Annotated in this window: 18 protein-coding genes; 10 read left to right on the plus strand and 8 right to left on the minus strand. The window is 61.3% G+C overall.

All coding sequences use genetic code 11. From position 1 onward, the window contains the following. The first annotated feature begins 50 nt into the window (after positions 1–50). From acnD to prpD, 3 genes are all read left to right on the plus strand, one after another. Positions 51–2,645, plus strand: a complete 2,595-nt coding sequence (gene acnD / locus HX855_RS28675; protein WP_177082344.1) for a Fe/S-dependent 2-methylisocitrate dehydratase AcnD — start codon at positions 51–53, stop codon at positions 2,643–2,645. A 42-nt stretch (positions 2,646–2,687) separates the two neighbouring features. Beyond that, positions 2,688–3,878, plus strand: a complete 1,191-nt coding sequence (prpF, locus tag HX855_RS28680) for a 2-methylaconitate cis-trans isomerase PrpF (protein WP_177082343.1) — start codon at positions 2,688–2,690, stop codon at positions 3,876–3,878. A gap of 304 nt (positions 3,879–4,182) precedes the next feature. Then, on the plus strand, positions 4,183–5,667 hold the full coding sequence (gene prpD, locus HX855_RS28685; RefSeq protein WP_177082341.1) for a 2-methylcitrate dehydratase: 1,485 nt from the start codon (positions 4,183–4,185) through the stop codon (positions 5,665–5,667). 166 nt (positions 5,668–5,833) lie between these two features. Here prpD and HX855_RS28690 read toward each other — a convergent pair whose 3' ends face one another. The 7 genes from HX855_RS28690 to HX855_RS28720 all read right to left on the minus strand — a co-directional run bounded on the left by HX855_RS28690 (position 5,834) and on the right by HX855_RS28720 (position 14,583). Then, the gene (locus HX855_RS28690; protein WP_177082339.1) at positions 5,834–7,156 is read right to left on the minus strand and encodes an AAA-associated domain-containing protein; all 1,323 of its coding nucleotides are present in this window, start codon (positions 7,154–7,156) and stop codon (positions 5,834–5,836) included. A 14-nt stretch (positions 7,157–7,170) separates the two neighbouring features. Next, complete coding sequence (locus HX855_RS28695; protein WP_177082337.1) at positions 7,171–8,916, minus strand: ABC transporter permease subunit; 1,746 nt, start codon at positions 8,914–8,916, stop codon at positions 7,171–7,173. A gap of 227 nt (positions 8,917–9,143) precedes the next feature. Further along, complete coding sequence (locus HX855_RS28700) at positions 9,144–9,872, minus strand: alanyl-tRNA editing protein (protein ID WP_177082335.1); 729 nt, start codon at positions 9,870–9,872, stop codon at positions 9,144–9,146. Between the two features lie 2 nt (positions 9,873–9,874). Continuing rightward, positions 9,875–10,867, minus strand: coding sequence for a serine O-acetyltransferase (locus HX855_RS28705; protein ID WP_177082333.1), 993 nt, complete (start codon positions 10,865–10,867; stop codon positions 9,875–9,877). Between the two features lie 22 nt (positions 10,868–10,889). Further along, a complete protein-coding gene (locus HX855_RS28710; RefSeq protein ID WP_177082698.1) occupies positions 10,890–11,804 on the minus strand; it encodes a PLP-dependent cysteine synthase family protein in 915 nt (304 codons plus the stop codon). Positions 11,805–11,828: 24 nt separating this feature from the next. Continuing rightward, positions 11,829–13,688 (minus strand): molybdopterin-synthase adenylyltransferase MoeB, encoded by a 1,860-nt coding sequence (moeB, locus tag HX855_RS28715; protein ID WP_177082331.1) that lies wholly within the window; start codon positions 13,686–13,688, stop codon positions 11,829–11,831. Between the two features lies 1 nt (position 13,689). Next, entirely contained in the window at positions 13,690–14,583 is an 894-nt protein-coding gene (locus HX855_RS28720; protein WP_177082696.1) for a DMT family transporter, read from the minus strand. A gap of 150 nt (positions 14,584–14,733) precedes the next feature. On the opposite strand from HX855_RS28720, the gene HX855_RS28725 reads away from it, so the two are divergent. Beyond that, a complete protein-coding gene (locus tag HX855_RS28725; RefSeq protein WP_177082329.1) occupies positions 14,734–16,158 on the plus strand; it encodes a PLP-dependent aminotransferase family protein in 1,425 nt (474 codons plus the stop codon). Positions 16,159–16,345: 187 nt separating this feature from the next. Here the strand turns inward: HX855_RS28725 and HX855_RS28730 are convergent, their stop codons facing one another. Continuing rightward, on the minus strand, positions 16,346–17,164 hold the full coding sequence (locus HX855_RS28730) for a pyruvate, water dikinase regulatory protein (RefSeq protein ID WP_010176424.1): 819 nt from the start codon (positions 17,162–17,164) through the stop codon (positions 16,346–16,348). A gap of 178 nt (positions 17,165–17,342) precedes the next feature. On the opposite strand from HX855_RS28730, the gene ppsA reads away from it, so the two are divergent. From ppsA to HX855_RS28760, 6 genes are all read left to right on the plus strand, one after another. After that, positions 17,343–19,718, plus strand: coding sequence for a phosphoenolpyruvate synthase (gene ppsA, locus HX855_RS28735; RefSeq protein ID WP_076017171.1), 2,376 nt, complete (start codon positions 17,343–17,345; stop codon positions 19,716–19,718). A 107-nt stretch (positions 19,719–19,825) separates the two neighbouring features. After that, a complete protein-coding gene (locus HX855_RS28740; protein WP_177082327.1) occupies positions 19,826–20,815 on the plus strand; it encodes an alpha/beta fold hydrolase in 990 nt (329 codons plus the stop codon). A gap of 222 nt (positions 20,816–21,037) precedes the next feature. After that, on the plus strand, positions 21,038–21,529 hold the full coding sequence (rraA, locus tag HX855_RS28745; protein WP_003215007.1) for a ribonuclease E activity regulator RraA: 492 nt from the start codon (positions 21,038–21,040) through the stop codon (positions 21,527–21,529). A gap of 25 nt (positions 21,530–21,554) precedes the next feature. Beyond that, positions 21,555–22,550 carry a zinc transporter ZntB gene (locus tag HX855_RS28750; RefSeq protein WP_177082325.1) on the plus strand — a complete coding sequence of 332 codons (996 nt, stop codon included), beginning with the start codon at positions 21,555–21,557 and terminating at the stop codon, positions 22,548–22,550. Positions 22,551–22,636: 86 nt separating this feature from the next. Next, positions 22,637–22,882 carry a CrfX protein gene (locus HX855_RS28755; RefSeq protein WP_177082323.1) on the plus strand — a complete coding sequence of 82 codons (246 nt, stop codon included), beginning with the start codon at positions 22,637–22,639 and terminating at the stop codon, positions 22,880–22,882. A gap of 2 nt (positions 22,883–22,884) precedes the next feature. Beyond that, positions 22,885–23,709, plus strand: a complete 825-nt coding sequence (locus HX855_RS28760) for a mechanosensitive ion channel domain-containing protein (RefSeq protein ID WP_177082321.1) — start codon at positions 22,885–22,887, stop codon at positions 23,707–23,709. Positions 23,710–23,727 lie beyond the last annotated feature (18 nt).

Here is a 23,727-nt window from a genome sequence, read left to right on the forward strand (position 1 = left end):
CAATGCCACAGTTTTTTGCTGTACACCTTACCGTGACCGAGTCCCAGCCTATGAACACTGACCACCGCAAACCGCTGCCCGGCAGCCGCCTCGATTTCTACGACGCCCGTGCGGCAGTCGATGCAATCACCCCCGGCGCCTACGCCACCCTGCCTTACACTTCCCGCGTACTCGCGGAAAACCTGGTGCGTCGCTGCGACCCCGCGACCCTCAATGCCTCCCTGAGCCAGCTGATCGAACGCAAACGCGACCTCGACTTCCCCTGGTTCCCGGCCCGCGTGGTGTGCCACGACATTCTCGGCCAGACCGCCCTGGTGGACCTCGCCGGCCTGCGCGATGCCATCGCCCTGCAAGGCGGTGACCCGGCCCAGGTCAACCCGGTGGTGCCCACCCAACTGATCGTCGACCACTCCCTGGCCGTCGAAGCCGGTGGGTTTGACCCGGACGCGTTCGAGAAAAACCGCGCCATCGAAGACCGCCGCAACGAAGACCGTTTCCACTTTATCGAGTGGACCAAAAAGGCCTTCAAGAACGTCGACGTGATCCCGCCGGGCAACGGGATCATGCACCAGATCAACCTGGAGAAAATGTCTCCGGTGATCCAGGTGCGTGACGGCGTGGCCTTCCCCGATACCTGCGTCGGCACCGACAGCCACACGCCACACGTTGATGCCTTGGGCGTGATCGCCATTGGCGTGGGCGGCCTGGAAGCGGAGAGCGTGATGCTCGGCCGTGCCTCGTGGATGCGCCTGCCGGAAAGCGTGGGCGTAGAGCTGACGGGCAAGCTGCAACCAGGCATCACCGCCACCGACATGGTGCTGGCGCTGACCGAGTACCTGCGCAAGCAAAAGGTCGTCGGTGCGTGGCTGGAGTTCTTCGGCGAAGGCGCCTCGGCCCTGACCCTGGGCGACCGCGCCACCATCTCCAACATGGCCCCGGAATACGGCGCCACGGCGGCGATGTTCTACATCGACCAACAAACCATTGCCTACCTGAAACTCACCGGCCGTGAAGACGAACAAGTCACCCTGGTGGAGCAGTACGCTCGCCACACCGGCCTGTGGGCGGACGACCTCAAGGGCGCGCAATACGAGCGTGGCCTGAGCTTCGACCTGTCCTCGGTGGTGCGCAATATGGCCGGCCCGAGCAACCCCCACGCCCGCGTCGCCACCAGCGATCTGGCGGCCAAGGGCATCTCTGGCCAGTGGGATGATGTGCCGGGGCAAATGCCCGACGGCGCGGTGATCATCGCCGCCATCACCAGCTGCACCAACACCAGCAACCCGCGCAACGTGATTGCCGCCGGGCTGCTGGCGCGCAACGCCAACAAGCTCGGGCTGGCCCGCAAGCCGTGGGTCAAGTCGTCCCTGGCGCCGGGTTCGAAAACCGTAGCCATGTACCTCGACGAAGCCGGGCTGACCACCGAACTGGAGCAGTTGGGTTTCGGCGTGGTGGCGTTCGCCTGCACCACCTGCAACGGCATGTCTGGCGCACTCGACCCGGTGATCCAGCAAGAGATCATCGACCGCGATTTGTACGCCACCGCCGTGCTCTCGGGTAACCGCAACTTCGATGGCCGTATCCACCCGTACGCCAAGCAAGCGTTCCTCGCGTCGCCGCCACTGGTGGTGGCTTACGCGATTGCCGGTACCATCCGTTTCGACATCGAAAAAGACGTACTGGGCCTGGACGCCAGCGGCCAGGAAATCCGCCTGAAGGACATCTGGCCGAGCGACGAAGAAATCGACGCGGTGGTCAAGGCCTCGGTCAAGCCGGAGCAGTTCCGCCAGGTCTACATCCCGATGTTCGCGATCCACGAAGACACCGGCCCCAAGGTCACGCCGCTGTACGACTGGCGCCCGCAGAGCACCTACATCCGCCGCCCGCCGTATTGGGAAGGGGCCCTGGCCGGCGCGCGTCCGCTCAAGGGCATGCGCCCGCTGGCAGTGCTGCCGGATAACATCACCACCGATCACCTGTCGCCGTCCAACGCGATCATGCTCGACAGCGCCGCCGGCGAATACCTGGCGAAAATGGGCTTGCCGGAAGTCGACTTCAACTCCTACGCGACCCATCGCGGCGACCATTTGACCGCGCAGCGCGCCACCTTCGCCAATCCGAAACTGTTCAATGAAATGGTCATCGAAGACGGCAAGGTCAAGCAGGGTTCCCTGGCGCGCCTGGAGCCCGAAGGCACGGTCACGCGCATGTGGGAAGCCATCGAAACCTACATGGAACGCAAGCAGCCGCTGATCATCATTGCCGGTGCCGACTACGGGCAAGGTTCGTCCCGGGACTGGGCGGCCAAGGGCGTACGCCTGGCCGGTGTGGAAGCGATTGCCGCCGAAGGCTTCGAGCGCATCCACCGTACCAACCTGGTGGGCATGGGCGTGCTGCCCCTGGAGTTCCTGCCGGGCACCGACCGCAAGACCCTGAAGATCGACGGCACCGAAACCTACGACGTGATCGGCGAGCGCACCCCGCGCGCCCAACTGACGTTGGTGATCAACCGCAGGAATGGCGAGCGTGTCGAGGTGCCGGTGACCTGCCGCCTGGACACGGCTGAAGAAGTGTCGATCTACGAGGCGGGCGGCGTGTTGCAACGTTTTGCCCAGGACTTCCTGGAATCGGCTGTTACCGCCTGACAACCGCGGCCGGGGTGAACGCCCCGGCCCATGAGGACCACCATGGCACACGTACCGCAGATCAAGATTCCCGCCACCTACATGCGTGGCGGCACCAGTAAAGGCGTGTTTTTCAGCCTCAAGGATTTGCCCGAATCGGCCCAGGTTCCCGGCGCTGCGCGGGATGCCTTGTTGCTGCGGGTGATCGGCAGCCCCGACCCGTACGACAAGCAAATCGACGGCATGGGCGGCGCCACCTCCAGCACCAGCAAAACCGTAATCCTCGCCAAGAGCACCCGCGCCGATCACGACGTGGACTACCTGTTTGGCCAGGTGTCCATCGACAAACCGTTCGTGGACTGGAGCGGCAACTGCGGCAACCTGTCGGCGGCGGTGGGCTCCTTCGCCATCAGCGCCGGGCTGGTGGACGCCGCACGCGTTCCGCACAACGGTGTGGCCGTGGTGCGGGTGTGGCAGGCGAATATCGGCAAGACCATCATCGCCCACGTGCCGATCACCGACGGTGCGGTGCAGGAAACCGGCGACTTCGAACTGGACGGCGTGACCTTCCCGGCGGCCGAAGTGCAGCTGGAGTTCATGGACCCGGCGGCAGAAGAAGAGGGCGGCGGTGGCTCGATGTTCCCTACCGGCAACCTGGTGGATGACCTGGAAGTGCCGGGTGTGGGCACGTTCAAGGCGACGCTGATCAATGCCGGGATTCCCACCATCTTTATCAATGCCCAGGACCTGGGTTACACCGGCACCGAGCTGCAGGGCGCGATCAACAGCGACCCCAAGGCCCTGGCGATGTTTGAAACCATCCGTGCCCACGGTGCGTTGCGCATGGGCCTGATCAAGCACCTGGACGAAGCGGCCCAGCGGCAGCACACGCCGAAGGTGGCGTTTGTGGCACGGCCGGCGGATTACGTGGCGTCCAGCGGCAAGGCGATCAAGGCCGGCGATGTGGACCTGCTGGTGCGCGCGCTGTCCATGGGCAAGTTGCACCACGCGATGATGGGTACGGCGGCGGTGGCGATTGGCACGGCGGCGGCGATTTCCGGCACGCTGGTGAATGTGGCGGCGGGCGGTGTGGAGCGCAATGCGGTGCGGTTCGGGCATCCATCCGGCACGTTGCGCGTAGGCGCCGAGGCCAGCCAGGTCGACGGTGAATGGGTCGTGAAAAAGGCCATCATGAGCCGCAGTGCGCGGGTGTTGATGGAAGGCTTTGTGCGCGTGCCCGGCGACGCGTTTTAACTTGAGAATCACCCCTCACCCTAACCCTCTCCCTGGAGGGGAGAGGGTACTGACCGAGGTGTCTGAAGGAATTTTGCGACCTGAGAGATCGAGTCGATTGTGGATTCAACGCAACTCGTTCAGGTCGCCGTAAATCTGCAATATCCCCCAATCAGTCCCCTCTCCCCTCTGGGGAGAGGGCTAGGGTGAGGGGCGATTCCACCAGACGCACCACGATCAGGCAGACACCAAGATCTGCCTTTAAAAAACACATCAACCCTGACGCTGAGGATGGACCACACCTAACCCACTTTGGAGTACTGCCATGAGCGCCAACGTCGACCAAAACAACCGCCCCGACTACGACCAGGTCCTGCAGGACATCGCCGACTACGTCCTGAGTTTCAAGATCGAGTCCCGCGACGCCCTGGACACCGCCCGCCACTGCCTGATGGACACCCTCGGTTGCGGCCTGCTGGCCCTGCGTTTTCCGGAGTGCACCAAGCACCTGGGGCCGATCGTCGAAGGCACGGTGGTGCCCTTCGGTGCGCGGGTGCCGGGCACCTCGTTCCGCCTGGACCCGGTCAAGGCCGCGTGGGACATCGGCTGCATCGTGCGCTGGCTCGACTACAACGACACCTGGCTCGCCGCCGAATGGGGCCATCCTTCCGATAACCTCGGCGGCATCCTCGCCGTCGCTGACCACCTCTCGCAAAAACGCGTGGCCAATGGCGACGCGCCGCTGACCGTGCGGGCAGTGCTGGAGGCGATGATCATGGCCCACGAAATCCAGGGCGTGATTGCCCTGGAAAATTCCTTCAACCGCGTCGGTCTTGACCATGTGCTGCTGGTGAAAGTCGCCTCCACCGCCGTCACCGCCAAACTGATGGGCGCCAACCGTGAGCAACTGCTGTCGGCCCTGTCCCAGGCGTTTGTCGACGGCCAGGCACTGCGTACGTATCGCCATGCGCCGAACGCCGGTTCGCGCAAGTCGTGGGCCGCGGGGGATGCGTCGAGTCGCGGGGTGCGCCTGGCCGATATCGCCATGCGTGGCGAGATGGGGATTCCCGGCGTGTTGAGCGCGCCGCAGTGGGGCTTTTATGACGTGCTGTTCAGCCACACCAACAAGGACCTGGCGCTCAAGCCCGAAGACAAGCGGGCCTTCAGCCTGTCCCAGCCCTACGGCACCTATGTGATGGAAAACGTGCTGTTCAAGATCAGCTTCCCCGCCGAGTTCCATGCGCAAACGGCCTGTGAAGCGGCGGTGACCCTGCACCCGCAAGTGAAGCACCGCCTGCCTGAAATCGACAAAATCGTCATCACCACCCACGAGTCGGCGATTCGCATCATTTCCAAGGTCGGGCAGTTGGCCAATGCGGCGGACCGCGACCATTGCCTCCAGTACATGACCGCCGTGCCGCTGGCGTTTGGCAACCTGGTGGCCGAGCAATACGAGGATGAATTCCACGGGGCCCACCCGATCATCGATGAGCTGCGGGACAAGATGGTCATCGTCGAGGAGCCGCGCTACAGCCGCGAATACCTGGAGGCCGACAAGCGCTCCATCGCCAATGCGGTGCAGGTGTTCTTCAAGGATGGCTCCAGTACCGAACGGGTGGCTGTGGAATACCCGATTGGCCACCGGCGTCGTCGGGTGGAGGGTATTCCGTTGCTGGAGGACAAGTTCAAAGCCAACCTGGCGACCCGGTTTACCGCACAGCGCAGTGCTGAGATTTTTGCGTTGTGCAAGGATCAGGCACGGCTTGAAGCAACGCCCGTGAATCGGTTTGTGGACCTGTTCGTGATCTGAGAAACACCACGGCACTCACTGTGTAAACCCAATCAATGTGGGAGCTGGCTTGCCTGCGATGCAGACACCTCGGTCTTTCAGATACACCGAGGTGATGCTATCGCAGGCAAGCCAGCTCCCACATTTGTTCTGTGTTGTTCAATGGAAAGGGGTCGACATCACGCCGTTACATGCTGCCTTCTACGTCATCCAGGCTGAACGTCTCGGTATGGTCGTCGTAGGAGAAAATCTCCGCATACCGTCCCCAGGCCACCACGCTTTCCAGGGTTTTCTCGACGAACGCCTCGGTCAGCGAGTCTTCCAGTTCCTGCTCAAACCGCACCCGTGGTGCACGGTGGCCGCTGCGCTCCAGCAACACCTGGTGAATGCGGGCGGCCAATGGCACGTGGCGGATCAAGTGTTCGGCGAACAGGGTTTTACGCTCCTGGGTGCCGTAGTCGGCGAACAGTTTGCCGGCGTCGGTGAGGGTGATGTCCGCACCCTTGAGTTCGGCAAAGCCCAAATGTTCGAGCATCTCCGCGACCGGGAACAGATCGTCGACTTCCAGCAAGCGCCGTTCGGCCACGGTCGGCAGGCCCGCGTGGCCATTGTAGGGCTCGGCGGCCAGGGTTTCGATCAGGCCGGCCATCAGGTTGGTGGACACTTCCGGCAGCAGGCTGCCCATTTTCAGCTCCGGTAAGCCTCTGCTCGCGTCAGCGCTGCGGCGGTCGGTCATCAGGGCGTAGATGTCGTCGACCATTTGCCTGAAGGTCGGGTCCAGCCGGTTGCGCGGGTGCGCAAACGGCACCTTGATCTCGGCTACCACCCGGCCAGGGTTGGACGACAGCACCAGGATGCGGTCGCACATCAGCACGGCTTCTTCGATGTTGTGGGTCACGATCAGGATCGATTTGATCGGCAGCTGCTTGCCGCTCCACAGGTCCAGCAGGTCGGTGCGCAGGGTTTCAGCGGTGAGCACGTCCAGCGCCGAGAACGGTTCGTCCATCAACAGCAGCGTCGGGTTGACCACCAGCCCGCGGGCGAAACCCACACGCTGGCGCATGCCGCCGGACAATTCCCGCGGGTAGGCGTTTTCGAACCCGTCCAGGCCGATCAGGTCGATGGCCGCCAGGGCGCGCCGGCGGGTTTCCTTGCGCTCGACCTGCAAGGCTTGCAGGCCGGCCTCGACGTTTTCCAGCACGGTCAGCCACGGGAACAGCGCGAAGGTCTGGAACACCATGGCCACGCCTTCGGCCGGGCCGTTGAGCGGCGCGCCGTTGTAGCGTACTTCGCCTGACGACGGCTGAATCAGCCCGGCGATGATGCGCAGCAAGGTCGACTTGCCCGAGCCGGAGCGACCGAGCATGCCGACAATCTCGCCTTCGTGCAGGCTCAAGTCCACGCCGCTGAGGACTTGCAACTCATCTTTACCTTTGCCGAACACCCGGTTCACGTTTTTCAACGAGTAGATTTCCGGGGTGTCGGCGGCGTGCTCGGTATAGGTAGTCATCACAGCGAATCCCATCAATTCAGACGAAGTTTGTTTTCAGCCATGGCGTACATCGGCCGCCAGACCGCGCGGTTGAACGCCACCACGAAGATCGACATCACCACCACGCCCAGGGCGATTTTCGGGAAGTCGCCGGCAGCCGTGGTCTGTGCAATGTAGGCGCCCAGGCCATGGGCGACCACGTTGTCCTGGCCCCAGGACACGTACTCGGACACGATACTGGCGTTCCAGGCACCGCCCGAGGCGGTAATGGCGCCGGTGACGTAGTACGGGAAAATCCCCGGCAACATCACTTTGCGCCACCACAACCAGCCGCGAATGCGGAAGTTGGCAGCGACTTCCTTGAAGTCATTGGGAAACGCGCTGGCGCCAGCGATCACGTTGAACAGGATGTACCACTGGGTGCCCAGCACAATCAGCGGGCTCAGCCAGATATCCGGGTTGAGGTGGTAGTGCAGGATCACGATGACGAACACCGGGAACAGCAGGTTCGCCGGGAAGGCCGCGAGAAACTGCGCCAGCGGCTGGATTTTTTCCGCCAGGGCGGGGCGCAAGCCGATCATCACGCCCAAGGGCACCCAGATCAGCGAGGCGATCAGGATCAGGCCGGCCACCCGCAGCAGCGTGATCAGGCCCAGCACAAACACATGGCCGACTTCGGCCAGGGTCACTTCGGTGCCGACGTACTGCACGATGTGATACAGCGCATACGCGGCCAGCAGCGCGATGAGGGTGCCCCACACCCAGTCGATCACTTTTGATGCCTGGGGTGTTTCTGCCGGCAACGCCTTGAGTGCACCGCCCGCCAGGCTGAAGCGTTTGTTGCCAAGGCGGCTGACGGTGCGGGTAACAGGCCGCAGGATGCGCTGGACGATGCGCGTGCGCTGGATCAGGTTCAGCAGCCAGGATTGCGGCGCGGCGCCTTGGGAGGCGGTGGTTTCCATGCGGAACTTGTCGGCCCAGGCCACCAGCGGGCGGAACAGGAACTGGTCGTACATCAGGATGACCACAATCATCGCCAGGATCACGTAACCCACGGCGTGCAGGTCTTTCTGGGCAATCGCCAGGGCCAGGTACGAACCCACGCCCGGCAAGGTGATGGTCTTGTCGCCGACGGTAATGGCTTCGGAGGCAACCACGAAAAACCAGCCGCCGGACATGCTCATCATCATGTTCCACACCAGCCCCGGCATGGCGAAGGGCACGTCGAGCTTCCAGAACTTCTGCCAGCCGGACAGCCGCAGGTTGGTGGACACTTCCACCAGGTCATGGGGCAGCATGCGCAGCGACTGGTAGAAGCTGAACGTCATGTTCCAGGCCTGGCTGGTGAAAATCGCAAAGATGGCCGCCAGCTCCGCGCCTAGCACGCGCCCGGGGAACAGCAGCAGGAAGAACGTCACGGTAAACGAGATGTAACCCAGCACCGGTACCGATTGCAGGATGTCGAGCACGGGCACCAGCAGTTTTTCGGCGCGCCGGCTCTTGGCGGCCAGGGTGCCGTACAACAGGGTGAAAACCAGCGCTGCAACCATCGCCGCCAGCATGCGCATCGTAGTGCGCATCGCGTATTCCGGCAGGTTGGCCGGGTCGAGGGAGATGACTTCACTTTGCAGGGTGGCGATCGGCGCCCAGGTTTCCCGGGCCGTGATGGAGAAAAACAATAAAAAGCCGATCACCAGGGGCAGGGCGACCAAGTCCCAGCGGTTGGGCAGCAAGCGCAAGGTGGATGCAGGGATGTAGTGACGGAACACTCTTTTCATAGGCAGTCATTCCTGCAGCGTTCAGGTTCAGGGGCGTGGTGGGAGTGAGCTTAGCTGCTGCACGAATGCCCCACCGGGCAGGAAGGGCGCTGTTTTCGCGAGTCAGGGGTAACAAGGCGTTGCTGGCGGGATTGTACGTTTCTGAATGTTACAAGCACATAAATTTGCTGTCAGTTTCCTGTACGAACAGCGGCTAGGGCGTTGGCGCCCCGGCCGTCGCTTTGCTGTTATTCAAACCGCAGGATCACCCGGCGGTTGTGTTTGCTTTTCTTCTCGATCTTTTCGCAGAACACCCGGCCGATTTCCTCGGTGTTGGTCACATGGGTGCCGCCACAGGGCTGGATGTCGATGCCGGCAATCTCGATGACCCGCACCGAACCCTGGATCACCGGTGGCGCCACCGCCTGGGTACGGGTGATCTGCAGCAGGGTGGAATACTCCGAGGCGGGCATCGACAACGTCTTGACCGCGTGAGCCTGCTGGATCAGCTCGTTGAGGTCGCGGGTGATGGTCTCTTTGTCGAGGGTCATTTCCGGCAGGTCGAAATCCAGTCGGCCCTTGTCAAAGCTGATGCTGCAACCGGTCACCGGGGCATCGATGATCGAGCACAGCAGGTGCAGGCAGGTGTGCATCTTCATGTGCTGGTAGCGGCGCTCCCAATCCAGGCTGGCGTCCACCTGCATCCCGGCGGCCAGTTGTTCAGGGCAGTGTTCCACCTGGTGCCAGATGATCGAGCGCAGCACCGGGTCGCGCACGGTGCCGGTGATGTCGACACGGCTGCCATCGGGCAGGGTGAAGTGGCCGGTGTCCCCCGGTTGCCCGCCGCCGGTGGGATAGAACAGCGTGTGCTCCAGGGCGATGCCTTGCTCGCCGACGGCAATTACCCGCGCACTGAAAGCATTCTGGTAAGGCGCGCTGTCGAACAGCGCGAGGGTTTCCATGGTGTGCACGGACATGTTCAACCTCCGACGATCAATGGGCTGGCTTGCAGCAGGCGACGAACCATCGCGCTCAAACCAGGGGGAGAGAGCAGGGTGATTTCAAATTCGGGCCCGCTCACCTTCAGGTTCAACGGCAGGCGCGGCGGGTAGGCGGCGGTTTCGATGTGCCGCAGGCGAAATTGCAGGTGATGGCGTTCCTTGACCGTCGGCTCCAGCAGCAGGCCGGGCAGAGGGTGGAAGTCGGCGTCCAGCACCGTCACCTTGTGGCTGGCGTTGACCTCGCCCACCACGTGCAGGCGCTCGTCGAGGGCAAACGCGCCGAGGTAATTGCTGTGGTCCGATTCGTCGTTTTTCTGTAGCTGGATCTGATTGACCACCTTGACCTTGGTGCCGGCCGGCACGTCCTGGGTGATCACACAGGAGGGGCTGATAAACACGTTGTCGCCGATCAGCACATAACCGAGCACCCGGGCACCGGAACCGACTTCCACGTTGTTGCCCAGGCGTGGGTGGCGCTTGCCGTCGGGGTTGTTGGCAATGCCCCGGGCGCCCAAGGTCACGCCGCAGAGGATGTAGCAGTCGTTGCCGATCTCGCAGGTTTCGCCGATGACCGTGCCGTAACCGTGGTCCAGCACAAAGCGCCGGCCGATCCGCGCGGCCGGGTGAATCTCGGCACCGGACAAAATCTTGCCCTGGTTGCTCAGCTTCAGGGCGATGGCGGAAAACACGCCGTTGTTGGTGTCCGGGAAATTCCACACCAGGTGCGCCAACCGGTAATACAGCACCGCCTTGAACGAGGCGTAGGACTCCAGGATCAGCTCCCCGCGCCCACGGGACGCCGGGTCGCGCCAGGCGTAGGCGATCAGGTCTTCGGCCACCGCCTGCGCCGCCGCCTGGATCAGCGGCGCAAGGTGGTCTTCCAGCTGCTTCAGCTGCGCGGGTGTAAGCGTGGTGATGAGGTGGGTGAGCAACTCATCGTGCAGCTGTTGCATGTCGATAAAGCCCCCCATGGAGGCACCCCCGCAATAGTTGTTATTCAAAACAGGGCAAATAACTGTCGGCACTGTCGTAGACCATCGTCAGCACGACGGTGTCGGTGGGCAGTTCCGGCGCCAGCTTGGCAATGGCCACCATGTTGGCGGCCGACGACAGCCCGAGGCTGATGGCGTCGGTGCGCATGATGCGTTTGATCATGTCGATGCATTCCTGGCGCGACACCTTGAGCATCCCGTCGATGATCGCGACGTTGAGAATGCTCGGGATCAAGCCGATGGACAGGCCCTGGATATGGTGCGGCGCGTGGCGGTCGCTGAGCAGGTCGCATTCTTCCGGCTCCACGCCCATCACGCGGATCGCCGGCCAGGTGCTCTTGAGGGTTTCGCCGATGCCGGTGATATGGCCGCCGGTGCCGATGCCGCTGACGAAGTAGTCCACCCGCTGCTCGCCGAACGCGCGGATGATTTCCCGGGCGGTGGTGTCACGGTGGGTCTGCGGGTTGGCGCCGTTGCGCTGCTGGTTGAGCATCACGTAGCTGGGGTTTTCCAGCTGTAGCTCCATGCACTTTTCACCGTGGGAATTGTTGCCCTGGCGGCTGTCCGACAGCACCACCCTGGCACCGTACAGCCGCAGCAGTTTCTGCTTCTCGGGGCTGTAATTGTCGGGGATCACCAGCACCACTTTGTAGCCCAGCACGTTGCCGGCCATCACCAGGCCAATGCCGGTGTTGCCGCCGCTGGGCTCGATGATGGTTTGCCCTGAGCCGCGAATCAGAATGCCCCGGCGCTCGGCGTCGAGGATCATGCCCAGGGCGATGCGCGCCTTGTGGCTGCCGCCGGGGTTGAGGGATTCCAGCTTGGCGTAGACCTCAATGCCGAGGTCTTCGGAAAACTGTTCCAGGCGCACGATGGGCGTTTGGCCGATCGCGTCGAGTATCGAGTTATGCAACATCAAGTAAGAACCCATGGCCGCTGATCAGTACAAAGGCATGTCGGGTTCGACGTCGCGAACCCAGTGTTTCATGCCACCTTGCAGTACTTTGGTGTTGGCGAATCCGGCTGCCAGCAGGGTAGTGGCGGCTTGTTCCGCGCGAGTTCCGGCGTAGCAGATCAGGTAGTGCGTATTGTCGCGGCTGAGGGTGGCGAGTTGCCCGTCGAGTTCGGCCAGGGGTATGTGCACCACCCCTGGCAGCTTGCACACCTCCAGTTCGCTGGCATCTCGCACGTCCAGCAGCACGTCGGCCTTGCTGTGTTGTTCGAGCAGTTGCTTGAGCACCCGTGGCTTGATGTAGCGCTCTTCGGCCAACGACGGTGTGCTCGGCACGGCATCCGCGCAGACGGCGGGGGCGATGGTTTGGGTGTGGCGCAGCTCGGAGCAGCAAGGGCATTCGGCGCGGCGCTTGAAGCGGATCTCGCTGAATTTCATCGCCAGGGCATCAAAGCGCATCAACCGGCCCGACAGGGGTTCGCCAATGCCGATCAACAATTTGATCGCCTCGGTGGCCTGGATCATGCCGACCACGCCGGGCAATACGCCGATGACGCCGCCGGCGCTGCAATTGGGTGCCAGTTCTGCCGGCGGTGCCTGGGGGAACAGGCAGCGGTAGCACGGCCCGCCTTTATAGTTGAGCACGCTGATTTGCCCGTCGAAACGGTAGATCGCGCCGTACACCAACGGTTTTCCCAGTTGCACGCAGGCGTCGTTGACGAGGTAGCGGGTTTCGAAATTGTCGGTGCCGTCGATCACCAGGTCATAGGCACCCACCAGCTCCAGGGCGTTGTCGGTGTTGAAAGCGGTGTCGTAGGTGTTGATCTGGATGTGGCTGTTCAGGTCTTGCAGACGCTGCTTGGCAGACTCGACCTTGGGCATGCCCAGGGTGCTGTTGCCGTGGACGATCTGGCGTTGCAGGTTGCTGCTTTCCACCACGTCGAAATCCACCAGCCCCAGGGTGCCGATGCCGGCTGCCGCCAGGTACAGGCTGATGGGCGAACCGAGACCGCCGGTGCCGATGATCAGCACCTTGGCCTTCTTCAGGTTCAGTTGGCCTTCGCGGCCGACGCCGGGCAGGGTGATGTGGCGCACGTAGCGCTGCACTTCTTCGTTGCTCAGTGAGTCGACGTCCATGCCGCCGGACGTGGCCAGCAGCACTTCGATTTTTGCCTTCTCGGGCAACGGGTCGTTGGCGTCGATCAGTTCCTCTTCGGCGGTGAACAGGAAGTGTTCCTTGAGCTGGTTGTTCTCGTAGAGCAGGTGCGCGCGCAATTGCGGGTGCTCGGCGCACAGGTTTTCAATGACTTCGCGCAATGTCGATCCGGCACCCTCGAGGGTCGGTGCTGGCAGCTTGGCCACGCGGACCAGGATGTCGGGGAAAGAGACAGCGTTCATGCACAACTCCGTTTGCAGGTCGTTGAAGGGTTTTTGGGCGAAGCCGTTGCCATCCCAGGCAAACAGCTTGGAACCTTGGGTTTTGCCCTGGCGAACATCCACCACCAAATAGCTCACGGGGTAGATCGGCTCGCCCATGAAGAGGGCCTTGTCCTGGTCTTCGTCGCTGAAATATGCGCCGACGTCAGGGTGGGAGTGGTAGATCACCACCACCGGGTTATCACTGCGAAACGCCTTGTTCATCTTCAGCGTGTCGGCCACCGAGAAGGTGTAGCCGTTGGCGGCGCTGCGTGAATACATCTCGGGGTTCTTGCGGTGCAGTTCGTTCTGGATATTGCTGCCCAGGTACACGCTGCCGTCGGCGAAAACGAAACCGCAGCATTCCTCGGGGTAGCTGCGGTCGGCGTGGGCGTAAATCTGCTCCAGGGCGGTTGGGCTCAGGACCTTCATCTCAGTTTTTCTTCGCCAGGAGCTTTTCGATGGGCAGCTTGGTGATGGCAAAGCCGGCCAGCAGGATCGCCGAATACATCATCAGGTCCTTGGAAATCTGCACGCCTTCGTACCAGGCGCCGATGATCACCGCGAACACCGGGAAGATGATGAACACAAAAGACAAAATGATCGGGCTCAGGCGCTTGAGCAGCATGAAGTACACGATAAAGCCACCCACCGAGGCCACCAGGCCGAGGTAGAACAGCGCACTCCAGGAGCGCAGGGTGATGTCTTCGAACGTTGGGGTTTCAAACCACAGCCCGGCGACAAACAGCATCAGCCCGGCGATGCCGATGGGCAGGGTGTTGTAGGTGATCACGCTGATGGCGCTGCCTTGCTTCTTGGTAATCACGTAACACAAGGCATGCATGATCGCGGCGGTCAGAATCGCCAGCACCCCGAAGAACTCGGCATGGTCCAGGTGCAAGCCCTGGCTCTTGATGATCATGTACAGGCTGCCGAAACCGATGGCGATACCGACCACCTGGGAAAAGTAGATGCGTTCACGCAGGAACAGCGCGGAGAAAATCAGGATAAACACCGGCATGCAGCTGAACAGCAGGGCGGTGAGGCCGGACGAGACATGCATCTCACCGTAGTTGAGCAGGTAATACGGAATGCTGAAGTAGGACAGCGTGACGAACACGAAGAACCAGCGGCTCTCCCGGGGAAACAGGATCGGCTCGCGGCGCACCCAGGCAAAACACAGGAACAGCGGAAAGGCGATCAAAAACCGCAGCCCGGCGGAGGTCAGTGGCGGCACGCTTTCCACGGCAATCTTGATACCCAGCCAGGTGGTGCCCCAGCTCAGGCAGACGATCAGGAACATCACACTGGTAATCAGCCCAGCCAACCACTGCTTGTGAGTTTTTGTTTTTTCAGCGTTTTCTAGAACGGCGGACATTGGCATCGTGACATTGCTTCCATGAGACCGAATTGACCTCTATATTGAGTGCCTTGATTCGGTGATTGAACCCGTAAAAGCACACTATTAGGGCGAATGATGGCTGTCAAAACAAATATTGACATGGTGTCAATTATGCGAGAAGGACTCTCCAGCGGGCAGGGCGTGAAGTACAAACGCCTGTCCGATGTCATGGAGCGGGGCATCCTTGAAGGCTTGATTGAACCAGGACGCAAACTGCCGCCCCATCGGGTGCTTTCCGACAATCTCGGGGTGACCATTGGCACCATCAGCCGGGCTTACGGTGAGCTGGAGCGGCTGGGGTTGGTGGTGGCGCGGGTGGGTGACGGCACCTTCGTACGCAAGCGTGGGATGGAGCGCCAGCGGGATGAAGGCTTTCGCAACTTCAGCGACGAGCCGCGGCAGTACTTTGATATGAGCCGCAACATGCATATTCCGGGGCAGGAAACCACGTTCCTGGCCCAGAGCTTCCAGACGCTGGCGAACAACGCCAAGTTCTTGCAGGACATCAGCGCCTATACACCGGATGCCGGGCTGCCACGTTATCGGGCCGCCGGTGCGCAGTGGTTGGTGCAACGGGATTTCCACCCGATTCCTGAACAGGTGATTTGCGTGAACGGCGGCCAGCATGGGCTGCTCTGCGCGATGATGGCGCTGCTACGGGCCGGCGACACGGTGGTTACCGAACAACTGACCTACCCGGGGCTGATCACCGCCGCGCGGATGCTGGGCATACGCCTGATCGGCCTGGAAATGGATGAAGAAGGGCTGTTGCCGAGCGCGCTGGATGAGGTCTGCCGCAATCACCGGGTGTCGGCGCTGTACTGCACGCCGACCATCCAGAATCCTACGACGGCGGTGCTGTCGGTCGCGCGCCGTGAGGCGCTGGTCAAGGTGTGCCGGGAACACAATCTGCTGATTCTCGAGGACGAGGCTCACGGCGTACTGGTGGAAGATCGCCCGCCGCCCCTGAGCTTTTTTGCGCCCGAGCGTACGATTCTGATCAGCAGCCTGAGCAAAGCGGTATCGGCGGGGTTGCGCGTGGGGTATGTGCACGCGCCGCCGGCGCTGGTCAGCCGGATCTCTGCAGCGTTGCGCTCAACCTGCTGGATGGCCACCCCGGTCACCCTGGAACTGGCGACCCAATGGATCGAAAACGGCACGGCAGAGCACTTGCTGCACCAGCAGATCCAGGAAATCAGTCGGCGTAAAGCACTGGTTGAGGGGTTGTTGATCGGTCTGGAGTACCGTACCCACCTCAATAGCCCGCACTTCTGGATCGAAGTCCCGGAGCCTTGGCGCGCGTCGGAAATCGAGGCGGAGCTGAAGCAGAACAATTACCTGATTGCCACAGCCGAAGCGTTTGCGGTGGGCCAGACGGCGGTGCCGCAGTTTATTCGGGCGAGTATCTGCAATACGTCGGGGGATGATCAGTTGTTGCTGGACGGGTTTGATGCGCTGGCGACGGCGCTGGGGCAGGGCGGGGGACGGTTTCACTTGTGAACATCGACAGCCGTTGTGAGCATGGCCCCTGTGGCGAGGGAGCTTGCTCCCGTTGGGCTGCGAAGCAGCCCCAAGGCCATTTACCGGTTGGTGTCAGTTAACTAACAGTCGTCTGGTTTACGGCTGCTGCGCAGCCGAGCGGGAGCAAGCTCCCTCGCCACACAAGCACCTTGGCCAGAGAGCGGAGTTACTTGAACCGCCGCTCCACACCTTTCTCCACCAGAATCTTCGCCGAAATCTCTTCCACCGAAAAATGCGTGGAATTGATGTGCGCAATATTCTCCCGGCGGAACAGATTTTCCACTTCCCGCACTTCAAATTCGCACTGCGCATAGCTGGAGTACCGGCTATTGGGCTTGCGTTCATTACGAATCGCCGTCAGCCGGTCCGGGTCAATGGTCAGCCCGAACAGCTTGTGCTGGTGCGCGCGCAGGGCGGCGGGCAGCGTCAGGTGTTCCATGTCGTCTTCGGTCAGCGGGTAGTTGGCCGCGCGAATCCCGAATTGCATGGCCATATAAAGGCAGGTCGGCGTCTTGCCGCAGCGGGACACGCCCACCAGGATCAAATCAGCCTTGTCGTAGTAGTGGGTGCGGGCGCCGTCGTCGTTGTCGAGGGCAAAGTTCACCGCCTCGATCCGCTCCATATAGTTGGAGTTGTGGCCAATGGAGTGAGATTTTCCGACGGAGTATGACGAATGTTCACTTAACTCTTGTTCCAGCGGCGCCAGGAAGGTAGAGAAGATGTCGATCATGAAACCATTGGAGGTGGCGAGGATCTCACGAATGTCCTGATTGACGATGGTGTCGAAAATGATCGGACGAAATCCGTCTTTTTCGGCCGCCAGATTGATTTGTTGTACCATGGCTCGCGCTTTATCCACGCTATCGATATAGGGTCGCGTGAATTTGCTGAAGGTAATGTTTTCGAACTGCGCCAGCAGGCTTTGACCCAGGGTTTCGGCTGTGATGCCGGTGCCGTCGGAGATAAAGAAAGCAGATCGTTTCATTTGAGCCTTGGGCCTTAAGCTGATGACGAATCTTGGATATGATAGGCGCGATTTTGCCGTCCCGCAGTGGGCCGCATTCTCACTTATTTTCCAGGTCCAGGCCACAAACGCCGGTAACCGCTCCTACTGAGCCGCCGGCGTCCTGAGCTTTTCCAACACAGAAAGTGGAGAGATCACCTTGGTAGAGTACGTAGTTTCCCTCGATAAGCTCGGCGTCCATGATGTAGAGCACGTAGGGGGCAAGAACGCATCCCTGGGCGAGATGATCAGTAATCTTGCGGGCGCCGGTGTATCGGTGCCAGGTGGTTTTGCCACCACCGCCCAGGCTTACCGTGATTTCCTCGAGTTGAGCGGCCTCAACGATCAGATCCATGCCGCCCTCGATGCGCTGGACGTCGATGACGTCAACGCCCTGGCCAAGACCGGCGCCCAGATCCGTCAATGGATCATGGAAGCCGAGTTCCCCGAGAAGCTCAACGCCGAGATCCGCACCGCGTTTGCCACGCTGTCGGCCGGTAACCCGGACATGGCCGTCGCCGTGCGCTCCTCGGCCACCGCCGAAGACCTGCCAGACGCCTCCTTCGCCGGTCAGCAAGAAACCTTCCTGAACATCCGCGGCGTGGAAAACGTGATCCGCGCGGCCAAGGAAGTGTTCGCCTCGCTGTTCAATGACCGCGCCATTTCCTACCGTGTACACCAGGGTTTCGACCACAAGCTGGTGGCCCTGTCTGCCGGTGTGCAGCGCATGGTGCGTTCGGAAACGGGTACCGCCGGCGTGATGTTCACCCTGGACACCGAGTCGGGCTTCCGTGACGTGGTGTTCATCACCGGTGCCTACGGCCTCGGCGAAACCGTCGTACAAGGCGCGGTGAACCCGGACGAATTCTACGTCCACAAACACACCCTTGAAGCCGGTCGCCCGGCCATCCTGCGCCGCAACCTGGGCAGCAAGGCAATCAAGATGATCTACGGCGACGAGGCCAAGGCCGGTCGCTCGGTAAAAACCGTTGACGTCGACAAGGCCGAGCGCGCGCGTTTCTGCCTGTCCGACGCCGAAGTCAGCGAGCTGGCCAAGCAGGCGATGATCATCGAGAAGCACTACAAGTGCCCGATGGACATCGAATGGGCCAAAGACGGTGACGACGGCAAGCTGTACATCGTTCAGGCCCGCCCTGAAACCGTGAAGAGCCGCACCTCGGCCAACGTCATGGAACGCTACCTGTTGAAAGAAACCGGCACCGTGCTGGTGGAAGGCCGTGCCATCGGCCAGCGCATCGGCGCCGGCAAGGTGCGGATCATCAAGGACGTGTCCGAGATGGACAAGGTCCAGCCAGGCGACGTGCTGGTCTCCGACATGACCGACCCGGACTGGGAACCGGTGATGAAACGCGCCAGCGCCATCGTCACCAACCGTGGCGGGCGTACGTGCCACGCGGCGATCATCGCCCGTGAACTGGGGATCCCTGCCGTGGTCGGTTGCGGCAACGCCACCCAGCTGTTGAAAGACGGCCAGGGCGTGACCGTGTCCTGCGCTGAAGGCGACACCGGCTTCATCTTCGAAGGTGAGCTGGGCTTCGACATCAAGCAAAACTCCATTGACGCCATGCCGGACCTGCCGTTCAAGATCATGATGAACGTCGGTAACCCGGACCGCGCCTTCGATTTCGCGCAGTTGCCGAACGCCGGTGTGGGCCTGGCCCGCCTGGAGTTCATCATCAACCGCATGATCGGCGTGCACCCCAAGGCGCTGCTGAACTACGACGGCCTGCCGCTGGACATCAAGGAAAGCGTCGACAAGCGCATCGCCGGTTACAACGACCCGGTGGGCTTCTACGTCGAGAAACTGGTGGAAGGCATCAGCACCCTGGCGGCGGCGTTCTACCCGAAAAAGGTCATCGTGCGGCTGTCGGACTTCAAGTCCAACGAATACGCCAACCTGATCGGCGGCAAGCTCTACGAGCCGGAAGAAGAAAACCCGATGCTGGGCTTCCGTGGCGCCTCCCGTTACATCAGCGAAGCGTTCCGCGATTGCTTCGAGCTGGAATGCCGCGCCCTCAAGCGCGTGCGCAATGAGATGGGCCTGACCAACGTCGAAATCATGGTGCCGTTCGTGCGCACCCTGGGCGAGGCGAGCCAGGTAGTCGACCTGCTGGCTGAAAACGGCCTGTCCCGTGGTGAAAACGGCTTGCGCGTCATCATGATGTGCGAGCTGCCGTCCAACGCCATCCTGGCCGAAGAGTTCCTGGAATTCTTCGACGGCTTCTCCATCGGCTCCAACGACCTGACCCAGCTGACCCTGGGCCTGGACCGCGACTCCGGGATCATCGCTCACCTGTTCGACGAGCGTAACCCTGCGGTCAAGAAGCTGCTGGCCAACGCCATCCAGGCGTGCAACAAGGCTGGCAAGTACATCGGCATCTGCGGCCAAGGCCCTTCCGATCACCCGGACCTGGCCAAATGGCTGATGGAACAGGGCATCGAAAGCGTCTCGCTGAACCCCGATTCCGTACTGGAAACCTGGTTCTTCCTGGCTGAAGGCCAAGCGCCGGCGTAAGACGTAACACCCCAAAGTGCCGGTCAATCTTGCGATTGGCCGGCATTTCTCATTCTGTACAGGGCGGAACTCCTACCGGACGCCGCCCTTTTTTGTGCAAGAGCATTATGCAAAGCAGCAGCAACCTGTTTCCCGTCGCCTTGATCAGCGCTGAGCGTCGTGGCGACCTGAGTGAAGACGTGTACCGCCTCAAGCCCGGCAACAGCCCCGACGGCACCGTCGAGCTGGCCGTGACCCGCCTGGGCCTGGCTGATGTCCCGGAAAACCGGGGCGTGCCGGTGGTTTTGTTACATGGCAGCTTCTCCAATCGACGCTTCTGGTATTCGCCGAAGGGGATCGGCCTGGGGGCTTACCTGGCACGCGAGGGGTTCGACGTCTGGATTCCGGAGATGCGCGGCCATGGGCTGTCCCGGCGTAACCAGGACTACGCCAAAAACCGCGTCGCCGACTATGCTCGCTACGACTTGCCGGCCATTGCCGCCTTTGTGCGTGAGCAAAGCGCGCAGATTCCCCACTGGGTCGGGCATTCCCTGGGTGGCACAACTTTGGCTGCGGCCTTGGGTGGGCAGCACCTTGGCGCGCCGGCAGTGGCCTCGGTGGCGTTGTTTGGCTGCCAGGTCAGCCGTACCCATTGGCCGTTGAAATTGCCCCCGGTGGAATGGACTGGCCGCCTGCTGTTGAAGCGTTTCGGCCATTTATCGGGTTCACGACTGAAACGTGGCCCAGAAGACGAGCCGGCGGGTGTACTCATTGATGCCATGCGCTGGAATGGCCTGTTTGGCCGCTTTGGCGAAGGGAAGCAGGATTGGTGGAAAGGCCTGGCAGAGGTCGACGTGCCGCTATTGGCCGTCAGCGCCGCCGGCGATCACCAGGACCCGGCCTGGGCGTGCCGTAAACTCTTCGAGCAAGTTGGCGCGGAGCATCGCCAGTACCTGTGCCTTGGGCGCAAGCAAGGGTTCAGCGGGGATTTCGGACATGTGGAGATGCTCGTCAGCAAGGCCGCCCAGGCCGAAGTGTGGCCGTTGGTGAAGGGTTGGTTGAACGATCCATTCACCCCTTTGGCGGGGGTGCAGTCGTCGGAGGTGGTGGCGGTTTAAGCGGGAGGCTCTATCATGGGCGTTTCGCTTGTTTGCCGTAGCGGCTAAGATATGACGCATTGGGTGGTTCTGGTCATATTCAGTCGCGCAGTGGGCCTTGCGTTGCTGTCCGCTGGGCCCGACTATTCGGCCCGGATTAAAGAACCTTCATGGCAAAGCGTTTCAAGATGTAAGTAAACAGTGGGATGTTTGACACCTTCTTTCACCTACAGGAGTTTCTCGATGAACCATTACCTTACCCCCGACCTGTGTGACGCCTACCCGGAGCTGGTGCAGGTGGTTGAGCCGATGTTCAGCAATTTCGGCGGCCGAGACTCCTTTGGTGGCGAGATCGTGACCATCAAGTGCTTTGAAGACAATTCCCTGGTCAAGGAACAAGCCGAACTCAATGGCGCCGGCAAGGTGCTGGTAGTCGACGGTGGTGGTTCCCTGCGCCGTGCGTTGCTGGGCGACATGATCGCCGAGAAAGCCGCGAAAAACGGCTGGGAAGGGCTGGTGATCTATGGCTGCATCCGTGATGTCGACGTGATCGCCCAGACCGACCTGGGGGTGCAGGCCCTGGCCAGCCACCCCATGAAGACGGATAAACGCGGTATAGGCGATTTGAACGTCGCGGTGACGTTCGCCGGCGTGACCTTCCGCCCGGGTGAGTACGTGTACGCCGACAATAACGGTGTGATCGTCTCCCCCAGCCCGCTGAAAATGCCTGAATAAATAGCCGTAGCCGACAGGGGTGAGGATGTTCGAGGAAGAAAACGCGCAGTGGGGGCTGGTGCATGCCCTGGTGTTGGACGGTAAGGGTGGCGCGCGTTCGATTGCCCGAACAGAGCTTGATGAGCTGCACCTGCAGCCTCAGGAAAGCCTGTGGCTGCATTGGGATCGTAGCCATCCCCAAACCCAGACCTGGTTGCGTAAATCCAGCGGTTTGAGCGAGTTCGCCTGTGACCTGCTGCTGGAGGAAAACACCCGCCCACGCTTGTTGCCGCTGCCGGATGCCGAACTGCTGCTGTTTTTGCGCGGGGTCAACCTTAATCCCGGTGCCGAGCCGGAAGACATGGTCTCGGTGCGCATCTTTGCCTCGGCGGCGCGGGTGATTTCCCTGCGCTTGCGCCCATTGCGCGCCACCGATGAGCTGCTGGTGCAGTTGACCGACGGCAAGGGCCCGAAAACCGCTTCGGAACTCGTCCTTTATATGGCGCAGTACCTGACCAACAAAGTCCAGGATCTGGTCAGTGATCTGTCCGAAATCGTCGATGTAGAAGAAGAAAAACTGGATGCCGACGAACGGTATACTCCGGAGCATGGCAGCGTTTTGCAGATCCGTCGGCGCGCCGCCGGGCTGAAACGTTTCCTGTCCCCGCAGCGGGATATTTTCGCCCAGTTGACCCGGATCAAATTGCCCTGGTTCTGCGACGACGATGCTGACTACTGGAACGAATTGAACAACAGCCTGACCCGTTACCTGGAAGAGCTGGAATTGGCCCGGGAGCGCGTGGGGCTTGTGCTTGAGACCGAAGACCGGCGCTTGAGCCTGCGCATGAACCGCACCATGTACCGCTTCGGGATCATCACTGGAATCTTCTTGCCGATGAGTTTTCTGACCGGTTTGCTGGGGATCAACGTGGGCGGAATTCCGTTCTCTTCCAGCCCCTACGGGTTCCTGATTGCCTGCCTGATGATGGTCTCGGTGGCCGTCGGGCAGTGGTGGTTGTTTCGACGTTTACGTTGGGTCTGACCTGAATGTGACCTGAACATGGAAAGAGGTCATGTGACCCGAAGAATTTTACCCTCGTCTTTTAATTCACTTGCGAGAGGTCTTTTATGCACGATCCGTTCGAACAGTCTTTGCGTGACATGCTTAACGCCTCGCCGTCCGACCGGGACGACGATGCTTGCCTGGGTCGCGTTTTGAAAACCGCCAACCGCCAGGTCGGGGCGGGGGACCTGTTCGGCCTGCTCGGCCGCTGGCTGCCGGCATTGATGATGGCGTTGAACAATGGTTCGGCCCACGTTTCACCGGTTTCCCGTCGTAAACCTCTTGCTCGCACTGCTGATAAGGCTGAATGAATATGGAACTCGATCTCTGGACCCAGAGTCTGGTAACTGCAATGACTGCGTTGTGGACCAAGGTGGCGAATTTCATTCCCAACCTGTTTGGTGCACTGGTGGTGGTACTGCTGGGTTTTGTCGTGGCCAAGCTGCTTGACACCCTGCTTTCCAAATTGCTGGCTAAACTGGGTCTCGATCGACTGATGGGCGGTACCGGCCTGACCAAGATTCTGGGGCGTGCCGGGCTGCAAGTGCCGATCTCGACATTGATCGGCAAGATCGTTTATTGGTTTGTTTTGCTGATTTTTCTGGTTTCTGCGGCTGAATCCCTTGGACTTGAGCGAGTTTCAGCTACGCTCGACATGCTGGCGCTGTATTTGCCGAAGGTATTCGGTGGCGCGCTGGTATTGCTGGTAGGGGTTTTGCTGGCGCAACTGGCCAATGGGCTGGTGCGCGGCGCGGCTGAAGGGGTAGGGCTGGATTACGCCAGCGGCCTGGGGCGAATTGCCCAGGGCCTGGTGATTATCATCAGTATTTCGGTCGCGATCAGCCAGTTGGAGGTCAAGACTGACCTGCTGAACCACGTGATTGTGATTGTTTTGATTACCGTTGGTCTGGCCGTTGCGCTGGCCATGGGACTGGGAAGCCGGGAAATTGCCGGGCAGATTCTTGCGGGAATCTATGTGCGTGAGCTGTATCAGGTTGGGCAACAAGTGCGTGTGGGCGAGGTCGAAGGGCAGATCGAGGAGATCGGTACGGTGAAGACAACCGTGCTGACCGATGATGGCGAACTGGTGTCGCTTTCGAATCGGATCCTGCTGGAACAGCATGTGATTAGCCGCTAACCCGGCAAACCCTGCTAA

It is taken from the genome of Pseudomonas sp. IPO3778 (assembly GCF_013386825.1).
Lineage (GTDB): Bacteria > Pseudomonadota > Gammaproteobacteria > Pseudomonadales > Pseudomonadaceae > Aquipseudomonas.

Bases quoted from the DNA above. Each gene is read 5' to 3' on its own strand.
- HX855_RS28755 (WP_177082323.1), top strand. From the start codon at position 22,637: ATGCACGATCCGTTCGAACAGTCTTTGCGTGACATGCTTAACGCCTCG.
- HX855_RS28705 (WP_177082333.1), bottom strand. From the start codon at position 10,867: ATGGGGGGCTTTATCGACATGCAACAGCTGCACGATGAGTTGCTCACC.
- rraA (WP_003215007.1), top strand. From the start codon at position 21,038: ATGAACCATTACCTTACCCCCGACCTGTGTGACGCCTACCCGGAGCTG.
- prpF (WP_177082343.1), top strand. From the start codon at position 2,688: ATGGCACACGTACCGCAGATCAAGATTCCCGCCACCTACATGCGTGGC.
- HX855_RS28760 (WP_177082321.1), top strand. From the start codon at position 22,885: ATGGAACTCGATCTCTGGACCCAGAGTCTGGTAACTGCAATGACTGCG.
- HX855_RS28740 (WP_177082327.1), top strand. From the start codon at position 19,826: ATGCAAAGCAGCAGCAACCTGTTTCCCGTCGCCTTGATCAGCGCTGAG.
- HX855_RS28750 (WP_177082325.1), top strand. From the start codon at position 21,555: ATGTTCGAGGAAGAAAACGCGCAGTGGGGGCTGGTGCATGCCCTGGTG.
- HX855_RS28700 (WP_177082335.1), bottom strand. From the start codon at position 9,872: ATGTCCGTGCACACCATGGAAACCCTCGCGCTGTTCGACAGCGCGCCT.
- HX855_RS28710 (WP_177082698.1), bottom strand. From the start codon at position 11,804: ATGTTGCATAACTCGATACTCGACGCGATCGGCCAAACGCCCATCGTG.
- HX855_RS28695 (WP_177082337.1), bottom strand. From the start codon at position 8,916: ATGAAAAGAGTGTTCCGTCACTACATCCCTGCATCCACCTTGCGCTTG.
- moeB (WP_177082331.1), bottom strand. From the start codon at position 13,688: ATGAAGGTCCTGAGCCCAACCGCCCTGGAGCAGATTTACGCCCACGCC.
- HX855_RS28730 (WP_010176424.1), bottom strand. From the start codon at position 17,164: ATGAAACGATCTGCTTTCTTTATCTCCGACGGCACCGGCATCACAGCC.
- prpD (WP_177082341.1), top strand. From the start codon at position 4,183: ATGAGCGCCAACGTCGACCAAAACAACCGCCCCGACTACGACCAGGTC.
- acnD (WP_177082344.1), top strand. From the start codon at position 51: ATGAACACTGACCACCGCAAACCGCTGCCCGGCAGCCGCCTCGATTTC.
- HX855_RS28725 (WP_177082329.1), top strand. From the start codon at position 14,734: ATGGCTGTCAAAACAAATATTGACATGGTGTCAATTATGCGAGAAGGA.
- HX855_RS28690 (WP_177082339.1), bottom strand. From the start codon at position 7,156: ATGACTACCTATACCGAGCACGCCGCCGACACCCCGGAAATCTACTCG.